This window comes from Aureimonas endophytica (assembly GCF_014642635.1).
Lineage (GTDB): Bacteria > Pseudomonadota > Alphaproteobacteria > Rhizobiales > Rhizobiaceae > Plantimonas > Plantimonas endophytica.
The window spans coordinates 222,777-239,485 of the sequence record NZ_BMIQ01000003.1 but is presented as its reverse complement, the minus strand read 5'-3'; the positions used below and the strand labels follow the sequence as shown (position 1 = coordinate 239,485).

Genomic DNA, 16,709 nt, shown 5'->3' with positions numbered 1-16,709 from the left:
AGTGACTGCCAGGCAGACTCTGGGCGTGTGCAGCGCATGGACGGCACCGGGGAGCGCGATCCACGCAATCCTCACCCAGAGGGCAAGGTGCCGCTGCTCGACCACAACGGGCTCCTCGTCTGGGAGTCGAGCGCAATCATGCTGCACCTCGCAGACCTCTTCCCGGAAGCTGGGATGAGCATTCCGCACGGCCATCCCCAATGTGGTGCGTATCTGAGCTGGTTCGCCTGGTACGCGGGCGTGGTCGAGCCGACGATGGCGATCGAAGCTGCGGGGTTGGATCATGCAGTGCTGCGCTCCACATTCCGCAGCACTGCCGAAGTCAAGGCCCGCCTTGCTATGGCGCTGGCCGATAGACCCTATCTCATGGGCGACCGTTTCACCGCGGCGGATCTTCTACTCCATTCGCCCTACGCGTTCTTCGGCAAAACCGGCGACCCGGTTGTCGACGCCTGGGTTGATCGCTCCGCCGGGCGTCCGGCCGCTGCGTTCGCTGCCGAATTGGACGCTCAGAAGATTGCGGTTCGAAAGCAGAAGGAAAGAGCTCGAGGCCGAGTTCGTTTTGTCGCTCTTACGTTTCCGCAAGGCTCGACGCAGGTTTCGCCCTTACTCCTCCTAAGCATCGTGTCCTGAAGGTCCGCGTCTCGCTTCCATAAGCGAGACGCGGACCTTCAGCTTCCGGCCCGTTCGAGAACTGACTTCAACAGCCGGGGTGGGTGGGTTTCCTGCCGGTCCGTTTTGGGTATGAAGAAGGCGGAAAGCTGCCGTTCGATGGACCTCATATTCGCTGAGTTCGAACACTCGGCGCTGCAGAGGCGGGACGTTGATCGAACACCTGAACCAAGCGTTCGATACCCGCTTCCGCTTCGTCCCGCGACAGACCGGAAAAGCCGAAGATCAGGTGATCCTTCGCTGGGGCGGCGATATGCATCGGCGAGACGGGCACGACGACGACGCCCGCTGCCTCGGCCGCCTTCGCCAATCGCACGTCGTCCGTCCAAGTGCCCGTGCTTCGCGCGGTAAGGAAAATGCCCTGCTCCGGCGCATCGGCGATCAGGTGGGCAGCGAGGCTGTCCTTCAGTCGCCCGACCAAGTCGTCGCGCGAGGCACGGAAGCTCTCCCGCAGCCGTCTGAGATGGGCGGCGAAATGGCCTTCGCCAAGATAGTCGGCCACGATGCGCTGTGGCAGTGATGGAGGAAAGACGTCGAGAGCCGGGCGTACGGCTCGAAAAGCCGGCGCGAGGTCCGAGGGAACGACGAGGTAGCCTAGCCGGATGCTCGGCAGGAGCGCCTTACTGAACGTACCCGCATAGAGAACGCGGCCATCACCGTCGAGGCCCTGCAACGACGCGATGGCGGCGCCCTCGTAGCGGAACTCGCTGTCGTAGTCGTCCTCGATGATCCAGCAGCCCGTCTCTCGCGCGAGCTGGAGAAGCTGGAGGCGGCGCTGCAGGGAGAGCGTCGCTCCGAGCGGGTACTGATGGGAGGGCGTGACGTAGACGGCGGCGGGTCGCTCCGCCGCCTTATCGAAGCTGTCGATCCGCAGGCCGTGCTGATCGACGGGCAGGCCGATCAACCGGGCGCCATTCAGCGTGAAGACAGCACGTGCCGGGGGATAGCAGGGGTCCTCGATCAGGACCGCGTCGCCCGGCGCGATCAGGACGCGGCAGGCGAGGTCGAGGGCCTGCTGCGTCCCGGCCGTGACGAAGATCTGGGCCGCGGTGCAGCGCACCCCGCGCGAGGCCGCCAGATAGTCGGCGATGCCCTGTCTGAGACTGGGAAGCCCTTGCGGATCGCCGTAGCCGTCGGAGCCGAAGTCGAGGTGACGGGCCGCGATCCGCCGCAGAAGGTTGGCCGTGCGCTTGTCGTGAAGGACGCGCCCGGCAGCAAACGGCAGGGTTCGGCGCTCCGGCGGACCGGGCGATCGCAGCAGGCGTTCGGCCTGCGGCGCGAAGCGGCGCGGCGGACTTGCCGCGGCTTTCCTCGCAATCGACGGCGCGCCTGGCAGCGCCTCCGGCAAGTCGGCCGCCACATAGGTCCCGGAGCCGTGCCGGGCTTCGGCATAGCCTTCGGCCATCAACAACTCATAGGCCTCGGCGACGAGCCCGCGCGACAGGCCCCATTCGCGCATGGCGAGGCGCGTCGAAGGGAGTCGATGCCCCGGCCGAAGCGTCCCGGTCATGATGGCATCGCGCAGGGCAAGGTAGAGCTGACGCGTCGCCGATATCGTCAAGGTGCGGTCGATCGCCGGCCGAAAGGACGCGGCGGGGCTTTCGCGGCGCTTCATCGCGGGGGCCTCGAAGGTGCGAGTGGCTCGAGAGAGGCGCGGCAAGTGGCTCTCCTAAAAGCTCAGAACAGGTCATAAAAGTGGGCCACTTCGCAAGAGGAAAGGCCTTCATCTTATGCGTTCGACCTCTGCTGTCCCTCTCTTCGGCGGCACGATCCTCGCGGCCGCGGGCTATGGCGCCACGTTTCTCTTCTCCGCCTACTTCCATGCGATCGGGGGGAGCGACATCGACACCGGGCTTGCTTTCGGCGCGGCGATGCTCGGAACGTTCGTCGGCGTGCCGCTCGTCGGCTGGCTGTCCGGGCGCCTCGATGCCGCCGCCATGGCCGCGCTTGCAGGTGGGGCGATCGCCTGCGGTTTCGCGATCCTCGGCTTGGCGCACGACATCGCATCACCATGGCCGCGTCTGGCCGCGGGTCTGATTGGCCTTGGCTGGGGCATGTTCTATATCGGAGCGCCGATGGCCTTGTCCGAGCGGGTGAGCGACGCGGAGCGCGGCGCCTGGTTCACCCGCTTCGGCGCCTTTCAGATGGCGGGGATCGGCGGGGGGCCGGTCGTCGTGGGCCTCCTCTCCTCCTCGGCCGGATGGAGTCTCCGGGCCGTCTTCGCCGCCGTCGCGGCCTGCGCCGCCCTTTCGGCCGTGCTCCTCTTCCTCTTCAAGCTGGGCGAGCCTCTGCCGGACCGTCGGCTTCGGTCGAGAACCTGGGTGCGGTCGATCGGGCGGATCGCGAAGACGGCTTCCATCCGCCCGATCGCTATGGTGGGGCTCGGCGCCTGCGTCTTCTCGGGCCTCATGAGCTTTCAGGGCTCGCTGGTCGAAGGCACGGGATGCGTGCCCGGAACCTACTTCGCCGTCTATGCCGTGACCGTCGTCGGTATGCGACTGGCCTTCGCACGGCGCCTCGCGACCCTGCCGCAGCGCCCGTTCGCCGTCGGCCTCCTGTTGATCCTGAGCCTCGGCGTGCTCGCAATGTTCGGCGTCCGGCTGCATCCGGGGTTTCAAATCCTTTCGGCAGCGCTGGCCGGCATCGGCTACGGTTTGGTCTACCCCGTCATCCAGACCTGGGCGGTGAACGAAACCCGGCAACAGGACCGCCATGCCGCCCTGACATGGTTCGTCCTCTCTTATTTCGTCGGTCTTTTCGGCTTCCCGGTGCTCGGCGGTTGGGTGCTGGTGCAGTTCGGTCCTTCAGCACTGCTCACACTCCTGCTGGTCGCAGCGCTAATTGAACTCGGCGTCCTCCTTTTCAATACCGGCACCAAGGCGGGGGCGGTGCAACTCGCTCGGTGACACTTCACCCCCGTACTTTCTCCTTGGCTCCGAGAGCTTGAAGTGTCCGTTTTAGGGGCATGGTGGAGCATCCTTCGGATGACAACAATGGGGCGACAACGGAAGGTCCGCTTTTCGGCCTTCCGTCTCGATAGCGGACGGACCGCTATCGGCCCGTGCCAGACATCTAAAAGGGCTCGTACGGATTGTTGATAAAGGCCGTCAGCTGTCCTCAACTGTCAAACGGGACGAAAGCTTTCGATCCGGTCCGCTACAGCGTTGACCACGATCGGTGGGAACTCAGCTAGGCGGCATGCCAGTCGATCCATGGCAGAGGGGCTTCGAACGCGAAGATGCTGGCGATCGTCTTCTCTTCGCGATCCAGAGCCCATCAAGCCGGAGTGCGGCATCCAGCAACGTAGTCTTTCCGAATTCGCGGGAGTGGCCTTTGAAAGGCAAGCGACATGTCTTTGAGGTTTGAGGGCCGGACTCCACCGTTTCAGAAGGGGCGTCGCGCAAAGGGGATCAACGTCGATAAGGTCCGTTGAAGAGATCGCCGAGGGCGCGGCGCAGGAGATAAGTGACGCGGCGGCGGCGCAGGTGCTCGGGCCGGTCGTGGATCAGATGGCAGCGCTGGCAGAGCGCCGCGAGGTTGTGCCCGGCATTGTCCGCCACGTCGTGGTTCAGATGAGCGCAGGCGATCGCGACCTTGGTCCAGACCTCGCCGAAGCCCGGCGCGAGATCGGACGGGGCGGGGAGGTTGGTGCGTAGGACCCGACCCTTGCCGTCGCGCCAGCGGCCGAGCTCCTCGTCGAACCAGCGCCCGTCGGACAGCGCGCAGACCACCCGGCCATGCGGTCGCCCGCAATGCTCGCAGCGGCCCTTGGCGCGGCGGAAGCGGATCGAATGCGACAGTTCGGCCCAATCCAGCGGGTAGAAGCCGCGCAGCTCAGGCTTGATCGGCATCCGTGCCTCGCCCTTTTCTCCGGCTGACTGCCCTGGCCAGCAGCGCGCAGTAATCGTCGCACCCGGAAACAGTTCTTCGGCGTGAAATCGCTCGCAGCATAGTGTTCGGTCGCGGCGACGGGGTGAACCGGTCGATGGCCAGCCGAACCGCAGAAGTCCTTAACGGATCAGAACGACCTTCATCCCAATCTCTTCGGCGATCTCATTCCAGGCACGATCGGCGGTTACGGCGGGTAGCGCAAGTGCCTTAGCCAGTGCCAGACAGGCTCGGTCGCCATGGCTCAGTCCGAGCCGCCGCGTTGCGGCGCACATCGCTCCCGCCGACAGCGCAAGTTCGCGATCGAGTCGCCTGACATCGAGCCGGAGGGCGTCCATTAGAGGAGGAACCTCTTCGGGCGGCACGCCTCGCTCGATGGCCTTGGATACGATCTCCTGAAAATTGACGGCCGAGATAGCGGCATCCCGCAACCAGCGCCGAGCTTCGGCTGCTCCGGCCTCTTCGTTGAGATCAGCGAAGACGGCGGAGGTGTCGATGACGCAACCGGCCATCAGGGCTCCCCCCGGTCGCTTTCGCCAGCCGATCCGTCCTCGGCGTCTTCCGCCCGACGATCGGCGATGACTTCATCGACGACCGAAGATCCGGCGGGGACATATTTGCGGAACAATGCTCGTGCGCGATCGAGCGTCGCGTCAGGCGTGCTCAGCCTCACCTCGCCATCGACCACTTCGGCCATGATCTGACCGCCCTTCTCGACACCGAGTGATTTACGAAGCGATTGGAAGAACTAGACGGCCATTCGGCAAAACGTTGACTCGTATCATCAGCCTGTCCTGCGATCATTGCGGTCAATATAAAGAAATGTGTTATTGCCAAAGTTCTAGCGGTGAACCAAGTGAATGGCCATCAGGCGGGCGCGAGGATGTTCGTCAATGCCTGACGCCACAACGCTCGCATGAATGGTCTCAAAGGAACGATCTTGAACATATCCAAAACCCCGCGAAACGTTGCGATGTAAAGCTTTGAGTCAATTTCCTTGTAATTTGTCGGGAAGGGGCTTTTGCATTTTGCGGGCCCTGCGGAGGAAGCTGTACTGCTGACGGCGGAAGTTCGCAGCACGCCGCCGTCTCATGTCGGCATCGGTGTGCTTACCTGAACGAAGTCGCGCTCGCGCATGCCGAAGACGATCGGTCGCCACGGTCACACGCGTGAGGTTGGGACTACTCTCGCTCAATTAAGCGAGCATCAGGCCGAGCACGAACGGAGCGACTAAGTTCGGCGCGTTAAGCTGTACGTTGTCAGATCTTATGCAAGCTTTCTGTACGGGGGAGGGGCCCACTCCGATTAGGAGTCAGTTTTGCAGGCCTTTCGCCAGAGGTAGGACTTCGAAGCGGAGAAAGCATAGATGGTCCGTATGAAGCATCCGAACAAAGATGTCGCCTCCGCCAGCCTGGAAACGAGGGCCCTTCTTGGGGACGTCCTGATCGTCTCTGGATCGATGACGAGCGTGGAACGATCCGCGGTAACGGCGTGCTTGACCGGGTCGCTGTGACGTATCGGCAATCGTGTTCGACATCGGCATGATGGCCGCCTGAAAAGGCGGCCATCGCTATACGGATGTCAGGCGAGCGTGCGCACCTTCGCCTCGCGGTCCCAGTAGCGCTTCTTGGCGGCCTCGACGAAGCCAGCCAGATCGGTCACGCCCTCGTCGGCCTCCACGCCCGCCTTGTCGAGAAGCGGCTTGGCGGCGGCGTTGTGGCCGATCGCCTTCAGATGACCGAAGGCGTCCATCACCCACTGCACGGCGGCGCCCTCCTTTAAAAGCTTGGCGCAGGCATCCTCGCTCAGCACCACAGCGCAGGCGTCGACGGTCGCCGAAGGCTGGCCGAAGAGCTGCGCGTCGGCCTTGACGCGGCTGCCGTCCGAGAGCGGCACGGCGCCAACCTTCGGCGCGATGGTGATGGGATGGCCGCCCGCCGCCTTCACCGCATCCTTCAGCGCCTTCAACTCCTTGGCATCCGAGCCGTCGGCAAAAAGGATGCCGACCGTGCGGCCCTCCAGCGTGTGCTTCTCCAGCGGTCCGCGCACGATGCGCAGCGCTGGGGACGGCGCCATCTCGATGATCGGCGCCTTCGTGGGTGAGGCCCCCGGCAAGTCCATGGCAAGACCCTCGGCGACACGGCGGGCGAGGTCCTCATCGACATTGCGCAGGTTCGCCATCATCGCCACGCGGATATGCTCGATCGAGACTTTCGACAGTTCGAACACGAAGGCGGACGCGATATGGGCCTGCTCGGCCGGATCCATCGACCGCCAGAACAGCCGCGCTTGGCTATAGTGATCGGCAAAGCTCTCGGGACGGATGCGCAGCTTCTCGCCCTCCTCCTGCGAGGGATAGGTGCGATAGCCGTTCTCGGGGTCCTCGCGCGCGCCCGCCGGCTCGCCGACCTTGGCAAGACTGTTCGGCTCGTAATTGGCTCGGCCCTTCGGCACCTGCATCTGCATATGCCCGTCGCGCTGCTGGTTCATGAAGGGGCAGCCACCCGGGCGGCCCTTGGCCTGATTGATCGGGATCTGGTGGAAGTTCACCGTGCCGAGGCGCGAAAGCTGCGTGTCGGTATAGCTGAACAACCGCCCTTGGAGCAGCGGATCGTTGGAGAAACCGATGCCGGGCACGACATGGCTCGGCACGAAGGCGGCCTGCTCAGTCTCGGCAAAATAGTTGTCGGGATAGCGGTCGAGGACCATCCGGCCGACGATGCGCACCGGCAGCACCTCCTCCGGAATGATCTTGGTGGCGTCGAGCACGTCATAGGGCTGGCTGTCGGCGAAGGCCTGGTCGAAAAGCTGGACGCCGAGTTCCCATTCCGGGTAGTCGCCGCGCCCGATGCGCTCGAAGAGGTCGCGCCGCTGGAAATCCGGATCGGCGCCGGCGACCTTGACGGTCTCGTCCCAGATCGTCGAAGCAAGGCCCGCCTTCGGCTTCCAGTGAAATTTGACGAAGGTCGACTTTCCTTCCAGGTTGATGAGCCGGAACGTGTGGATGCCGAAGCCCTCCATATTGGCGAAGGTGCGCGGCAGAGTGCGATCCGACATGATCCACAGGGCCATGTGGGTCGATTCCGGCATCAGGGAGATGAAGTCCCAGAAGGTGTCGTGGGCGGTGGCCGCCTGCGGATAACCCCGGTCAGCTTCCATCTTGGCGGCATGGATCAGGTCTGGGAACTTGATCGCGTCCTGAATGAAGAAGATCGGGATATTGTTGCCGACGAGGTCCCAGTTACCCTCGCGGGTATAGAATTTGACGGCGAAGCCGCGCACGTCGCGCGGCGTATCTACCGAGCCCGCCCCGCCAGCGACCGTCGAGAAGCGGACGAAGACGTCGGTCCGCTGCCCCTTCTTCTGGAAGAGGTCGGCGCGGGTGATGTCGGCGAGACTATCGGTACATTCGAAATAGCCGTGCGCCGCCGAGCCGCGCGCATGCACGATGCGTTCCGGGATGCGCTCGTGGTCGAAATGGTTGATCTTCTCGCGATAGACCTCGTCCTCCAGAAGCACGGGGCCCCGCGCGCCGGCCTTGAGCTGGTTCTGGTTGTCGCTGACCGGTGTTCCGTGATTGGTGGTCAGCACGGGATGATCGGCATCCGCAACTTGATGGGTCTCGCCACCATGGCCGCGGTCCGGCGCGGAAATGTCTGTCATCGTCGTTCCCGTTCTGAAGTCTTCGAACGGTTCCAATCTGGATCGGGATGTTGGCCGGGCAACCGTAAACCCGACAGCGCGTCGAGATATCGCGAAACGTCATGCGGCGAGCTGATCTCGGTGACTTCGCCCCTTGCTCGCAAGCCACAGTAGGCGTGAACGACAGGGACCGACCCATGAAAGACCGCTAGCAGGACCGGTCGGACGCTCAAAAACAGACATCTCCAACGTCCTGCTGCACCGCAAACTTCATTTGGTAATCCCACACCAGCCTGCGCCAAAGAGTGCGATGCTCTTGAAGACTCAGCGAAGACGCCAGCGCAGCTTCGTCAGCGTGAAACGAGACGCACGCCGACAAGCGCCATGCCAATACCAAACCAAGACTGGACGCCGATGACTTCGTCGAGAAGCAACCAACCGAATAGGGCGGCGACGGGCGGCACGAGAAAGAATAGCGCCGAGACGCGAGCGGCCTCGCTGCGCCCGACCATGAAGATCAGGAGCGAGACGGCGATGATCGAGTTGGCCACGATCAACCATCCCAATGCAAACGCGAGTTCCGCCGTCCAGTCGATCGACCCTGTTTCGAGCCAGAGCGCCAGTGGCGCGACGGTGGCGAAGCCGACGACGTATTGGACGAGGTTGACTGTCACCGGATGAGCGGCAACAGGGAACCGCTTCTGGTAGAGCGTTGCCGCGGCCATGCCGATGGCCGAGCCGACGCAGAGCCAGACGCCCGCGTCGAAGGAGGCCTGGAAGCCTTCGCCAGCCGTAACCACCAGAAGGGCGCCCACCGCGCCAAGCGCGAACCCTGCCCAGCGGCCCCGACCGATCCGCTCATTCGAGACGAGCGGCGCTGCGATCGCAACGAGAAGCGGCTGGAGCGAGGCGATCACCGCGGCCGTGCCGGCGGAGACGCCGAGGCTCATGCCAAGGTAGGCAAGCCCGAAGTAAACCGACTGGATCAGAAAGCCGACGATGGCGAGGCGTCCCCAGCCGGCCCGGCTCGACGGAACCAAAGGGCGCAGAACCAAGAAGACTGGCACGAGCAATGCGACGATGAGGCCAAACCGCAAGCTGAGGAACGTCAACGGCTCGGCATACCTCAAGCCGATCTTGGCGACCCCGAAGCCCGACGCCCAGAACACGAGGAAAATTCCTGGCGCGACGCGCGCCAGGAGATCGTACCGGGACAAGGCAAGCCCACTCGCCGACCTATCCGAACCAGGGCCAGGCATCGTCAACCTCGACTATTCAGTCACGCCGACAACGGCGATGCAGTCGCCCGCCTTCACGAGGCCCGGAAAATGGCGGGCAGCGAGGATGCCGTCGAGCTTTGTCTGGAAGACGATCGGTTCCGCGCCCGTGTGGCTAACGGGATGGACACGCGCTAGCACGTCGCCGCGGCGCAACGGCTGGCCGAGATCCACGAGCGGCTCGATCAGGCCCTCGTCCTCGGCGAAGGTGAAGCACTCCCCCGACGGCATGTTGAGCCATCGCGTCTCCGCTGCCTCCACCGTACCGTGGAGGATGCCCGCGTGTCGCAGTACGTTAGCGACGCCGCGCTTGGCAATACCGGCGGTCAGCGCCGTCGCAGTGCCGCCGCCGCCGAGCTCGGTGGTCATGAAGACCTTACCCATCTCCTCCGCGGCGGTGTCGTACATGCCGATTGCGTCGATCTCGAGCATGCGCATGGAGAAAGGTGCGCCGAAGGCTGCGACCGCTGCGAAGCTCGCCGCCTCCTGGTTCTTGTCCGACAGGATGTGAGCGGCGGCGAAGGGCACGAAATCGAGCGTGCGTCCGCCCGAATGGAAGTCGAGCACGATGTCGGCCATCGGCAGCAGCGTGCGCTGAAAATAGTCGGCAATCTTCTGCGTGACCGTGCCGTCCGGGCTGCCGGGAAAGGCGCGGTTGAGGTTGCCCTTGTCGATGGGCGAGGTGCGCGTGCCGGCGCGGAAGGCGGGGTAGTTCATGGCCGGAATGATGATGACGCGGCCCGAAACGTCCTCCGTTTTCAGCGAGCGCGCGAGGTCGAACAGCGCGATCGGTCCCTCGTACTCGTCCCCGTGGTTGCCGCCGGTTAGGAGCGCGGTCGGCCCTTCCCCATTTTTGGCAACCGTAATCGGGATCATGACCGAGCCCCAGGCCGAATCGTCTCGGCTATAGGGCAGGCGTAGGAAACCGTGCCGGACGCCGTCCTCGTCGAAGGCGATCGTCGCCGCGATCGGCGATTGCCTGAGGGTCGCCATCATGCCGTCAGCCCTTCACAAGGAGCTTGCGTGGCACGTCGGCCAGAAGCTCGTAGCCCGTGTCGGTGATTGCCAGAGTCTCGGTGATTTCCAGTCCCATGTTTTCAGCCCAGAGCGCGGTCATGAAGTGGAAGGTCATCCCGGGCTTCAGCTCGGTCTTGTCGCCGGGACGCAGGCTCATGGTGCGCTCGCCCCAGTCCGGCGGATAGGAAAGGCCGATCGGGTAGCCGGTGCGGCTGTCCTTGACGATGCCGTGCTGCTTAAGGACGGCAAAGTACGCTAGCGCGATATCCTCGCACGTGTTGCCAGGCCTTGCGGCTTCGAGGCCGGCCTCCATGCCCTCCAGCGTCGCCTTCTCGGCGTCGAGGAATGCCTGCGTCGGCTGGCCGAGGAAGACGGTGCGCGACAGCGGGCAATGGTAGCGCTTGTGGGCACCAGCGATCTCGAAGAAAGTGCCTTCGCCCGCCTTCATCGGCCGATCGTCCCAGGTCAGGTGCGGAGCGACCGCGTCGGCGCCCGAGGGAAGCATCGGCACGATGGCGGGATAGTCGCCGCCATGCTCGCCAGTGCCCCGGATGCCCGCATCGTAGATCTCGGCGACGAGGTCGCACTTGCGCATGCCCGGCTCGATCTTCTCGAAGATCCGCTCGTGCATCTTCGTCACGATCTGCCCGGCGATGCGCATGTAGCCGAGCTCGGTTGGGCTCTTGATCGAGCGCTGCCAATTAACTAGTGCAGTGGCGTCTTGGAACCGAGCGTTCGGCAGGTGTCGTTGGAGCGAGGCGAAGGCTGCCGCCGAGAACCAATAGTTGTCCATCTCGACGCCGATCGCGAGCTTATCCCAGCCCCGCTCCTCGATGGTTCGAGACAGGTGGTCCATCGGATGGCGCTCGGTGGACTGCACGAAGTGGTCGGGATAGCCGACGATGTTGTCGTGGCTGAGATAGGCGGTGCGACGCGCGCCGTGGCCGTCCATCGCGCGGCCCCACCAGACCGGCTCGCCGTCCGGGCCGACAAGCACGCCCTGGTGAACGTAGAAGCTCCAGCCGTCGTAGCCAGTCAGCCAGGCCATGTTGGATGGATCGGAAACGAACAGAAGTTCGATGCCCTTCGCCTGCATGGCCTGCCGGGTCTTGGCGAGGCGGGCGGCATATTCCTCGCGCGTGAAGTTGAGAGCGGGTCCACTCATTTCGTGTCTCCCAAGTGATGGATCAGGTGGTGAAGGGGGCGCCGGCGCCGTTCCGCTCTGCGCGGGCTGCGGCCAGCGTCGCGACGGCAGTGTCTTGGACGCCGGTTCCGGTGAGGTCGCAGAGGGTGATCGCATCCGCCAAAATACGACCGGGCGCTAGGCCGGCGATGACGGCGCCGAGTTCGGCGAAGTCTCGGGACGGATCGACCATGCCGCCCGCGATGGCGTGGTGCAGTTCGCCGAGCCGACGCGTCTGCGACAGGCGATCGGCGACGTAAGGTGCGGCGCGGGCGACCAGTGCCGGATCGATCTCGTTCTTGTGCTCGGCATCTGAGCCAATAGCGGTGACATGCGTTCCGGGCGCGATCCAGTCGGCGAACAGGATCGGGCTTTCGGCAGGCGTGGTGGTGACGACGATATCGGCCTCTCGCACCGCGGCGCGCCCATCGGACATAGCCGTGACAGCGATGCCGAGTTCGGCGGACAGTTCGGCTGCTGAATGCTCCGCCCTTGCGCGGTCGCGGGCCCAGATGCGTGCCTCGCGGATAGGACGAACGAGGGTCAACGCCTTAAGTTGAAGCCGGGCCTGCGTTCCCGCACCGAGGATCGCGGCGACGCCCGCCTCCTCACGGGCGAGGTGACGGGTCGCCACGGCACCGGCGGCCGCGGTGCGCACGTCGGTGAGGTAACCGTTGTCGAGGAGCAGTGCATTGACGAGACCCGTAGTGGCCGAGAACAGCACCATCATGCCGTTAAGGCTTGGGAGCCCGAGCTTTGGGTTGTCGAAGAAGCCGGGGCTGATCTTGATGGCGAAGCCAGACAGTCCCGGCACGTAGGCCGTCTTCACGTCGACCTCGCCGCGATGCTCGGGAATGTCGAGCCGCAGGATCGGGGGCATGATGACTGGCTTTGTCGCCAGCGCGGCGAAGGCCTCCTCGACGCAGGAAATGGCCGCGAGATCGAGCGGCACGAGCGCGCGCAGGTCGGTCTCGGTGAGGATGCGGATCGTTGGCATCAGGCGCCTACCTCCAAAGCGTCCGCGCCGTTCAGGATGCGAAGATGAAGAGCCGGATCGATATTGCGGCCCGACAGAAGCGCGACCGTCGCCCCACGTGGCCGGAAGCGGCCGGACAGGAGCGCGGAGACGCCGACGGCCGCCGCCCCCTCCACGACCTCGTGCTCTTCCTGATAGATGTAGCGGACGCCAGCGGAGATCTCTGCCTCGGTCAGGAGAACCACCTCGTCCACCAGCTCGCGCACGGCGTCGAAGGTCCAGCGGTTGGCAAGGCCGATGCCGCCGCCAAGGGAGTCGGCCAGCGTCGTCAGCTCTGCGACCTCGACCGGATGGCCGGCCCGAAGGCTCGCAGCCATGGCGGCGCCGCGTTCCATCGAGACACCCACGATGCGGACATCGGGCGCGAGGGCCTTCACTGCGGCGGCGACTCCGGCGATCAGCCCACCGCCGGAGAGGGGAACGAGAACGGCGGTGACGTCCGGCAGGTCCTCGACGATCTCGAGGCCGATCGTTCCCTGCCCAGCGACGATTGCCGCGTGGTCGAAAGGCGGAACGGCGACCAGACCCTCGTCGCGTTCCAGACGGTCGGCCTCGCGCTGCGCATCGTCCTGGCTGGCGCCGTGGACATGAACTCTCGCCCCGAGCGCCTCCACGGCCGCCACCTTGTTGGCGGGCACGAGGTGCGACAAGCAAATGGTGCAGGCAAGCCCGGCCTCTCGCGCGGCATGGGCCAGCGCCCGGCCGTGGTTCCCGGTGGAGGCAGCGACGACGCCCCGGGTGCCGGGCGGAAGCGAGAGGACGGCGTTGGCCGCTCCGCGCAGCTTGAAGGCGCCAGTGCGCTGCCGATGCTCCATCTTGAGATGGACCGGGACGCTCACGAGGCGCGACAGGCTCGCCGAGGCTTCGAGCGGGGTGCGCACCACCGACGAGCGGATCCGCTCGGCCGCACGCTGGATGTCGGCAAGAGGCACGACGGGCATCGGATTAGGCCGCCTGACCGAAGGGCAGGTCGAACAGACGCCCGGCGTTCAACCTCAGCGCAGGAGCGACACCGCATAGGCCGAGGCAAGCCCACGCGGTGGCTTGATTGCTGGTGACAACGGGCCGGCCGATACGCGCCTCGACGTTCGAAGCGATCATGGCGGAGCGCAGGGCGGTGCAGGAAACGAAGAGCGCCTCGGCCTGACGATCTGTCGCCGCGACCGCCGCCTCGACCAGCGACGCTGGGGCAATGCGGGCCATCTCTCGGTCGTCCTCGAGCCCGAGGCAGGTGACGGAGGCGAGATCGAAACCCCGGGCTTCGAAGTAGTTAGCCATGCCAGCCGTGGTCTCGACTGTGTAGGGCGTCAGGAGGCTGATGCGCCGCGCTCCGAACTGCGTGAGAGCGCGGGCAGCCGCGTCCGGCGGCGTGATGATAGGCACTTCAGGCTTGGCGGCCGTGATCGCCGCCTCCACCGCCGCATCGCCGATGGCGACGGAGGCGGAGGTGCAGGAAAAACAGATTGCATCCAGAGATTCGTCTGGCAGGAGCAACGCAGCCGCCGCACCGAGGCGAGGCTCCATGCGACGCAAGTTCTCGGGTGTCACCGGGTTGGCATATTCGACGCGCGTCGCGAACAGGCCGATCCGCGGCCCGGCAACGAGACGGGCGAAATCTGCTTCTGTCGAATGGTCGGTCGCCAAGAGGATTAGGCCGACGCGCTTCTCGATCGCCCGCGCGTCGAAGGCGAGCGGCAGGGACAGGATGTGTGGGTTCATGAGGGCATCACGGTTTCGCGCCGGACAGACCCGAGCCGGCCGAGCCGGCCCCAGTGGCGCTGCATCAGACGGATCAGCACCACCGACGCAAGGCTGATTAAGAGAAAGAACGCGCCTACCATCGTGATCGGCTCGATGTATCGATAGTTGTAGTTGGCGATGGAGCGCGCCTGGTTCATGAGTTCCAGAACGGTGATCGCCGACAGAAGCGGCGTTTCCTTGAACATGGCGATGAAGTAGTTGGCGAGCGCCGGCACCATGGGCTTAATCGCCTGCGGCAGGACGATGTGCCGCCAAGCCTGAACCGCGGTGAGATTGCAGGCCCTAGCCGCTTCCCACTGCCCGCGCGGCACGTTGTCGATGCCGGCGCGATAGACCTCGGCCGTGTAGGTGCCGTAGTGGATGCCGAGGCCGATCACGCCGGCCGTCAACGGCGACAGGGTGATCCCCAGATCAGGCAGGATATAGAACAGGAAGTAGAGCTGCACGAGAAGCGGCGTGCCGCGCACGAACTCAGCGAAGGAGGCTGTTGACCAAGAAAGAAGTCTGTTCCGCGAACGTCGCAGGACGGCGAGCGCGAGACCGAACACGGCGGCGAAGGCGAAGCCGAGGAGCGTCGCGAGTACCGTGATCCTCGCGCCGTCGAGGAGTTGCGGCAGGATCTGCCAGACAAAATCCCAATCCCATTCCATCAGGCGCGCGTCCCCTCGAAACCGCGGGACATGCGCCGCTCCAGGGCGCGCACGAGAAGCGTGATGACGCCGGACATCATGAAGTAGAGAACCAGGATCGTCAGGAACGGAAAGGCTGTCGAGCCAGTCTGCGAGCGCACGACCTGGGCCTGGAAGGTCATGTCAGCGAGCGAGACGAGGGAGACGATCGCCGTCGCCTTGAGGAGCTCGATTGCGTTGTTGCCGAACGTCGGCAGCATCACGACGACCGCCTGGGGCAGGATGACGTGGCGCAGCGACTGGGTGCGAGTGAGATTGAGGGCGACGCACGCCTCGCGTTGCTCGCGACCGATCGCCTGGACTGCGCTACGTACGACTTCCGCACCATAGGCACCGACATTGAGCCCCAGCGCCAGGACACCCGCCTGCATCGGTGAGAGTTCCAACCCCATCAGCGGCAGCACGTAATAGGCCCAGAAGAGCTGGACGAAGATCGAAGTGCCGCGGAAGAATTCGATGTAGGCGACAGACATCCACTTAACCGGGGCGATGGTGGAGGTCCGTCCGAGCCCAGCGAGGAACGCCATGACCAGAGCGAAGGCGCAGCCGTAGATGGTGAGCTGCACCGTGATTAGGGCACCATCGAGGATGAGCCTGAGATAGCCGAGCCAGATGTCCATGATCGCCTTGCCACCGGGGACGGCGGGCACTTGCCCCGCCGTCTGTCCGTTCGTCAGATCACTTCGCGGCGCAGAGCTTCTCGCGCGTCGTGGACATTGCCGCGGCGGCCGAGAAGCCATAGGGCTCGATGATCTTGGCGAACTCACCCGACGCCTTGATCGCGGCCAGTTCCTTATCGAAAGCGTCGCGCAGCGCCGTGTCCTGCTTGCGGAAGGCAGCCCCGTCGCAATAGACAGGCGCGCCCTGAACGGGTGCCACGACCTCGATCTCTGGATTTTCCGCCGTCTTGACTGCCGCGTTGATCGAGAGGACGGGCAGCGAATAGACGTCGATGCGGCCCTGTTGAAGCATGGTCATGCCGCTCTGCGTGTCGGGCACGACGATGACGCGGTCACGTGGCACGCCCGCCTCCAGCGCGAGGCGCTCCTCCGTGCCGCCACCCGGCGCGCCGATCTTGGCGTTCGGATTGTCCGCGATGTCTTTGTAGCTTTTGAGACCGAGCGGGTTGCCCTTCTTCAGGGCGAAGGCTTCGGCGTCGCATAGGACCGGTTCGGAATAAGCGACGGCATTGCAGCGTTCGGGCTTCATGAAAAGGCCAGCGGTCACCGCGTCGAAGCGACGGGCCTGAAGGCCAGGGATCATCGCGCCGTATTCGGAGATGGAGGCAACAACGTCCGCGATACCGAGGCGCTTGAAGACGGCCCGCGCGACGTCCGGGGCGGCACCCGACACGGTGCCGTCCGGCTTCACCGCCGTGAAGGGCGGTTCGTTGGCAATCGCTATGCGGGCGAAACCTTGTTCCTTCAGTGCGTCGAGATCTGCAGAGAGAGCGGAGGCGGTGCCAAGGCCGAGGCTCAGCGATGCGCAAAGAAACAAGGGGCGGGCGAGGCGATGCAGGCGCATGATGAACTTCCTCTTGGCTG

At 64.8% G+C, this 16,709-nt stretch carries 16 protein-coding genes; 2 read left to right on the top strand and 14 right to left on the bottom strand.

Going from position 1 to position 16,709, the window contains the following annotated elements; genetic code table 11:
- Positions 1-36 precede the first annotated feature (36 nt).
- Positions 37-633 carry a glutathione S-transferase family protein gene (locus IEY14_RS11305; RefSeq protein ID WP_373288967.1) on the top strand — a complete coding sequence of 199 codons (597 nt, stop codon included), beginning with the start codon at positions 37-39 and terminating at the stop codon, positions 631-633.
- Between the two features lie 145 nt (positions 634-778).
- On the opposite strand, the gene pdxR is transcribed toward IEY14_RS11305, so the two are convergent.
- Positions 779-2,287 carry a MocR-like pyridoxine biosynthesis transcription factor PdxR gene (gene pdxR / locus IEY14_RS11300; protein WP_188908475.1) on the bottom strand — a complete coding sequence of 503 codons (1,509 nt, stop codon included), beginning with the start codon at positions 2,285-2,287 and terminating at the stop codon, positions 779-781.
- Positions 2,288-2,402: 115 nt separating this feature from the next.
- On the opposite strand from pdxR, the gene IEY14_RS11295 reads away from it, so the two are divergent.
- The gene (locus IEY14_RS11295) at positions 2,403-3,578 is read left to right on the top strand and encodes an MFS transporter (protein WP_188908474.1); all 1,176 of its coding nucleotides are present in this window, start codon (positions 2,403-2,405) and stop codon (positions 3,576-3,578) included.
- Between the two features lie 504 nt (positions 3,579-4,082).
- Here IEY14_RS11295 and IEY14_RS11290 read toward each other — a convergent pair.
- From IEY14_RS11290 to ehuB, 13 genes are all read right to left on the bottom strand, one after another.
- Positions 4,083-4,523, bottom strand: a complete 441-nt coding sequence (locus tag IEY14_RS11290) for a hypothetical protein (protein WP_188908471.1) — start codon at positions 4,521-4,523, stop codon at positions 4,083-4,085.
- A 159-nt stretch (positions 4,524-4,682) separates the two neighbouring features.
- Positions 4,683-5,072, bottom strand: a complete 390-nt coding sequence (locus IEY14_RS11285; RefSeq protein WP_188908469.1) for a type II toxin-antitoxin system VapC family toxin — start codon at positions 5,070-5,072, stop codon at positions 4,683-4,685.
- Positions 5,072-5,257: a hypothetical protein gene (locus IEY14_RS11280; RefSeq protein ID WP_210318365.1), complete on the bottom strand. Its 186-nt coding sequence runs from the start codon at positions 5,255-5,257 to the stop codon at positions 5,072-5,074. Before IEY14_RS11280 ends, IEY14_RS11285 begins: the two co-directional genes overlap by 1 nt.
- Before the next feature lie 884 nt (positions 5,258-6,141).
- Positions 6,142-8,223, bottom strand: coding sequence for a catalase (locus IEY14_RS11275; protein WP_188908467.1), 2,082 nt, complete (start codon positions 8,221-8,223; stop codon positions 6,142-6,144).
- Between the two features lie 329 nt (positions 8,224-8,552).
- The gene (locus IEY14_RS11270) at positions 8,553-9,419 is read right to left on the bottom strand and encodes a DMT family transporter (RefSeq protein WP_188908465.1); all 867 of its coding nucleotides are present in this window, start codon (positions 9,417-9,419) and stop codon (positions 8,553-8,555) included.
- Positions 9,420-9,473: 54 nt separating this feature from the next.
- A complete protein-coding gene (doeB, locus tag IEY14_RS11265; protein WP_188909228.1) occupies positions 9,474-10,472 on the bottom strand; it encodes a N(2)-acetyl-L-2,4-diaminobutanoate deacetylase DoeB in 999 nt (332 codons plus the stop codon).
- 7 nt (positions 10,473-10,479) lie between these two features.
- Entirely contained in the window at positions 10,480-11,661 is a 1,182-nt protein-coding gene (gene doeA, locus IEY14_RS11260; RefSeq protein ID WP_188908463.1) for an ectoine hydrolase DoeA, read from the bottom strand.
- 22 nt (positions 11,662-11,683) lie between these two features.
- On the bottom strand, positions 11,684-12,676 hold the full coding sequence (eutC, locus tag IEY14_RS11255; protein ID WP_188908461.1) for an ectoine utilization protein EutC: 993 nt from the start codon (positions 12,674-12,676) through the stop codon (positions 11,684-11,686).
- Positions 12,676-13,656 (bottom strand): hydroxyectoine utilization dehydratase EutB, encoded by a 981-nt coding sequence (gene eutB / locus IEY14_RS11250; RefSeq protein WP_188908459.1) that lies wholly within the window; start codon positions 13,654-13,656, stop codon positions 12,676-12,678. Before eutB ends, eutC begins: the two co-directional genes overlap by 1 nt.
- A gap of 4 nt (positions 13,657-13,660) precedes the next feature.
- Positions 13,661-14,434 carry an ectoine utilization protein EutA gene (gene eutA / locus IEY14_RS11245; protein ID WP_188908457.1) on the bottom strand — a complete coding sequence of 258 codons (774 nt, stop codon included), beginning with the start codon at positions 14,432-14,434 and terminating at the stop codon, positions 13,661-13,663.
- A complete protein-coding gene (gene ehuD / locus IEY14_RS11240; protein ID WP_188908455.1) occupies positions 14,431-15,126 on the bottom strand; it encodes an ectoine/hydroxyectoine ABC transporter permease subunit EhuD in 696 nt (231 codons plus the stop codon). The genes eutA and ehuD overlap by 4 nt, the downstream gene beginning before the upstream one ends.
- Positions 15,126-15,785 (bottom strand): ectoine/hydroxyectoine ABC transporter permease subunit EhuC, encoded by a 660-nt coding sequence (gene ehuC, locus IEY14_RS11235; protein ID WP_188908454.1) that lies wholly within the window; start codon positions 15,783-15,785, stop codon positions 15,126-15,128. The genes ehuD and ehuC overlap by 1 nt, the downstream gene beginning before the upstream one ends.
- Before the next feature lie 58 nt (positions 15,786-15,843).
- Positions 15,844-16,689, bottom strand: a complete 846-nt coding sequence (gene ehuB / locus IEY14_RS11230) for an ectoine/hydroxyectoine ABC transporter substrate-binding protein EhuB (protein ID WP_188908452.1) — start codon at positions 16,687-16,689, stop codon at positions 15,844-15,846.
- Positions 16,690-16,709: the final 20 nt, after the last annotated feature.

Excerpts from the sequence above, each read along its gene's own strand:
- IEY14_RS11305 (WP_373288967.1), top strand. The coding sequence starts at position 37 with ATGGACGGCACCGGGGAGCGCGATCCACGCAATCCTCACCCAGAGGGC.
- pdxR (WP_188908475.1), bottom strand. The coding sequence starts at position 2,287 with ATGAAGCGCCGCGAAAGCCCCGCCGCGTCCTTTCGGCCGGCGATCGAC.
- IEY14_RS11295 (WP_188908474.1), top strand. The coding sequence starts at position 2,403 with ATGCGTTCGACCTCTGCTGTCCCTCTCTTCGGCGGCACGATCCTCGCG.
- IEY14_RS11290 (WP_188908471.1), bottom strand. The coding sequence starts at position 4,523 with ATGCCGATCAAGCCTGAGCTGCGCGGCTTCTACCCGCTGGATTGGGCC.
- IEY14_RS11285 (WP_188908469.1), bottom strand. The coding sequence starts at position 5,072 with ATGGCCGGTTGCGTCATCGACACCTCCGCCGTCTTCGCTGATCTCAAC.
- IEY14_RS11280 (WP_210318365.1), bottom strand. The coding sequence starts at position 5,257 with ATGGCCGAAGTGGTCGATGGCGAGGTGAGGCTGAGCACGCCTGACGCG.
- IEY14_RS11275 (WP_188908467.1), bottom strand. The coding sequence starts at position 8,223 with ATGACAGACATTTCCGCGCCGGACCGCGGCCATGGTGGCGAGACCCAT.
- doeB (WP_188909228.1), bottom strand. The coding sequence starts at position 10,472 with ATGGCGACCCTCAGGCAATCGCCGATCGCGGCGACGATCGCCTTCGAC.
- doeA (WP_188908463.1), bottom strand. The coding sequence starts at position 11,661 with ATGAGTGGACCCGCTCTCAACTTCACGCGCGAGGAATATGCCGCCCGC.
- eutC (WP_188908461.1), bottom strand. The coding sequence starts at position 12,676 with ATGCCAACGATCCGCATCCTCACCGAGACCGACCTGCGCGCGCTCGTG.
- eutB (WP_188908459.1), bottom strand. The coding sequence starts at position 13,656 with ATGCCCGTCGTGCCTCTTGCCGACATCCAGCGTGCGGCCGAGCGGATC.
- eutA (WP_188908457.1), bottom strand. The coding sequence starts at position 14,434 with ATGAACCCACACATCCTGTCCCTGCCGCTCGCCTTCGACGCGCGGGCG.
- ehuD (WP_188908455.1), bottom strand. The coding sequence starts at position 15,126 with ATGGAATGGGATTGGGATTTTGTCTGGCAGATCCTGCCGCAACTCCTC.
- ehuC (WP_188908454.1), bottom strand. The coding sequence starts at position 15,785 with ATGGACATCTGGCTCGGCTATCTCAGGCTCATCCTCGATGGTGCCCTA.
- ehuB (WP_188908452.1), bottom strand. The coding sequence starts at position 16,689 with ATGCGCCTGCATCGCCTCGCCCGCCCCTTGTTTCTTTGCGCATCGCTG.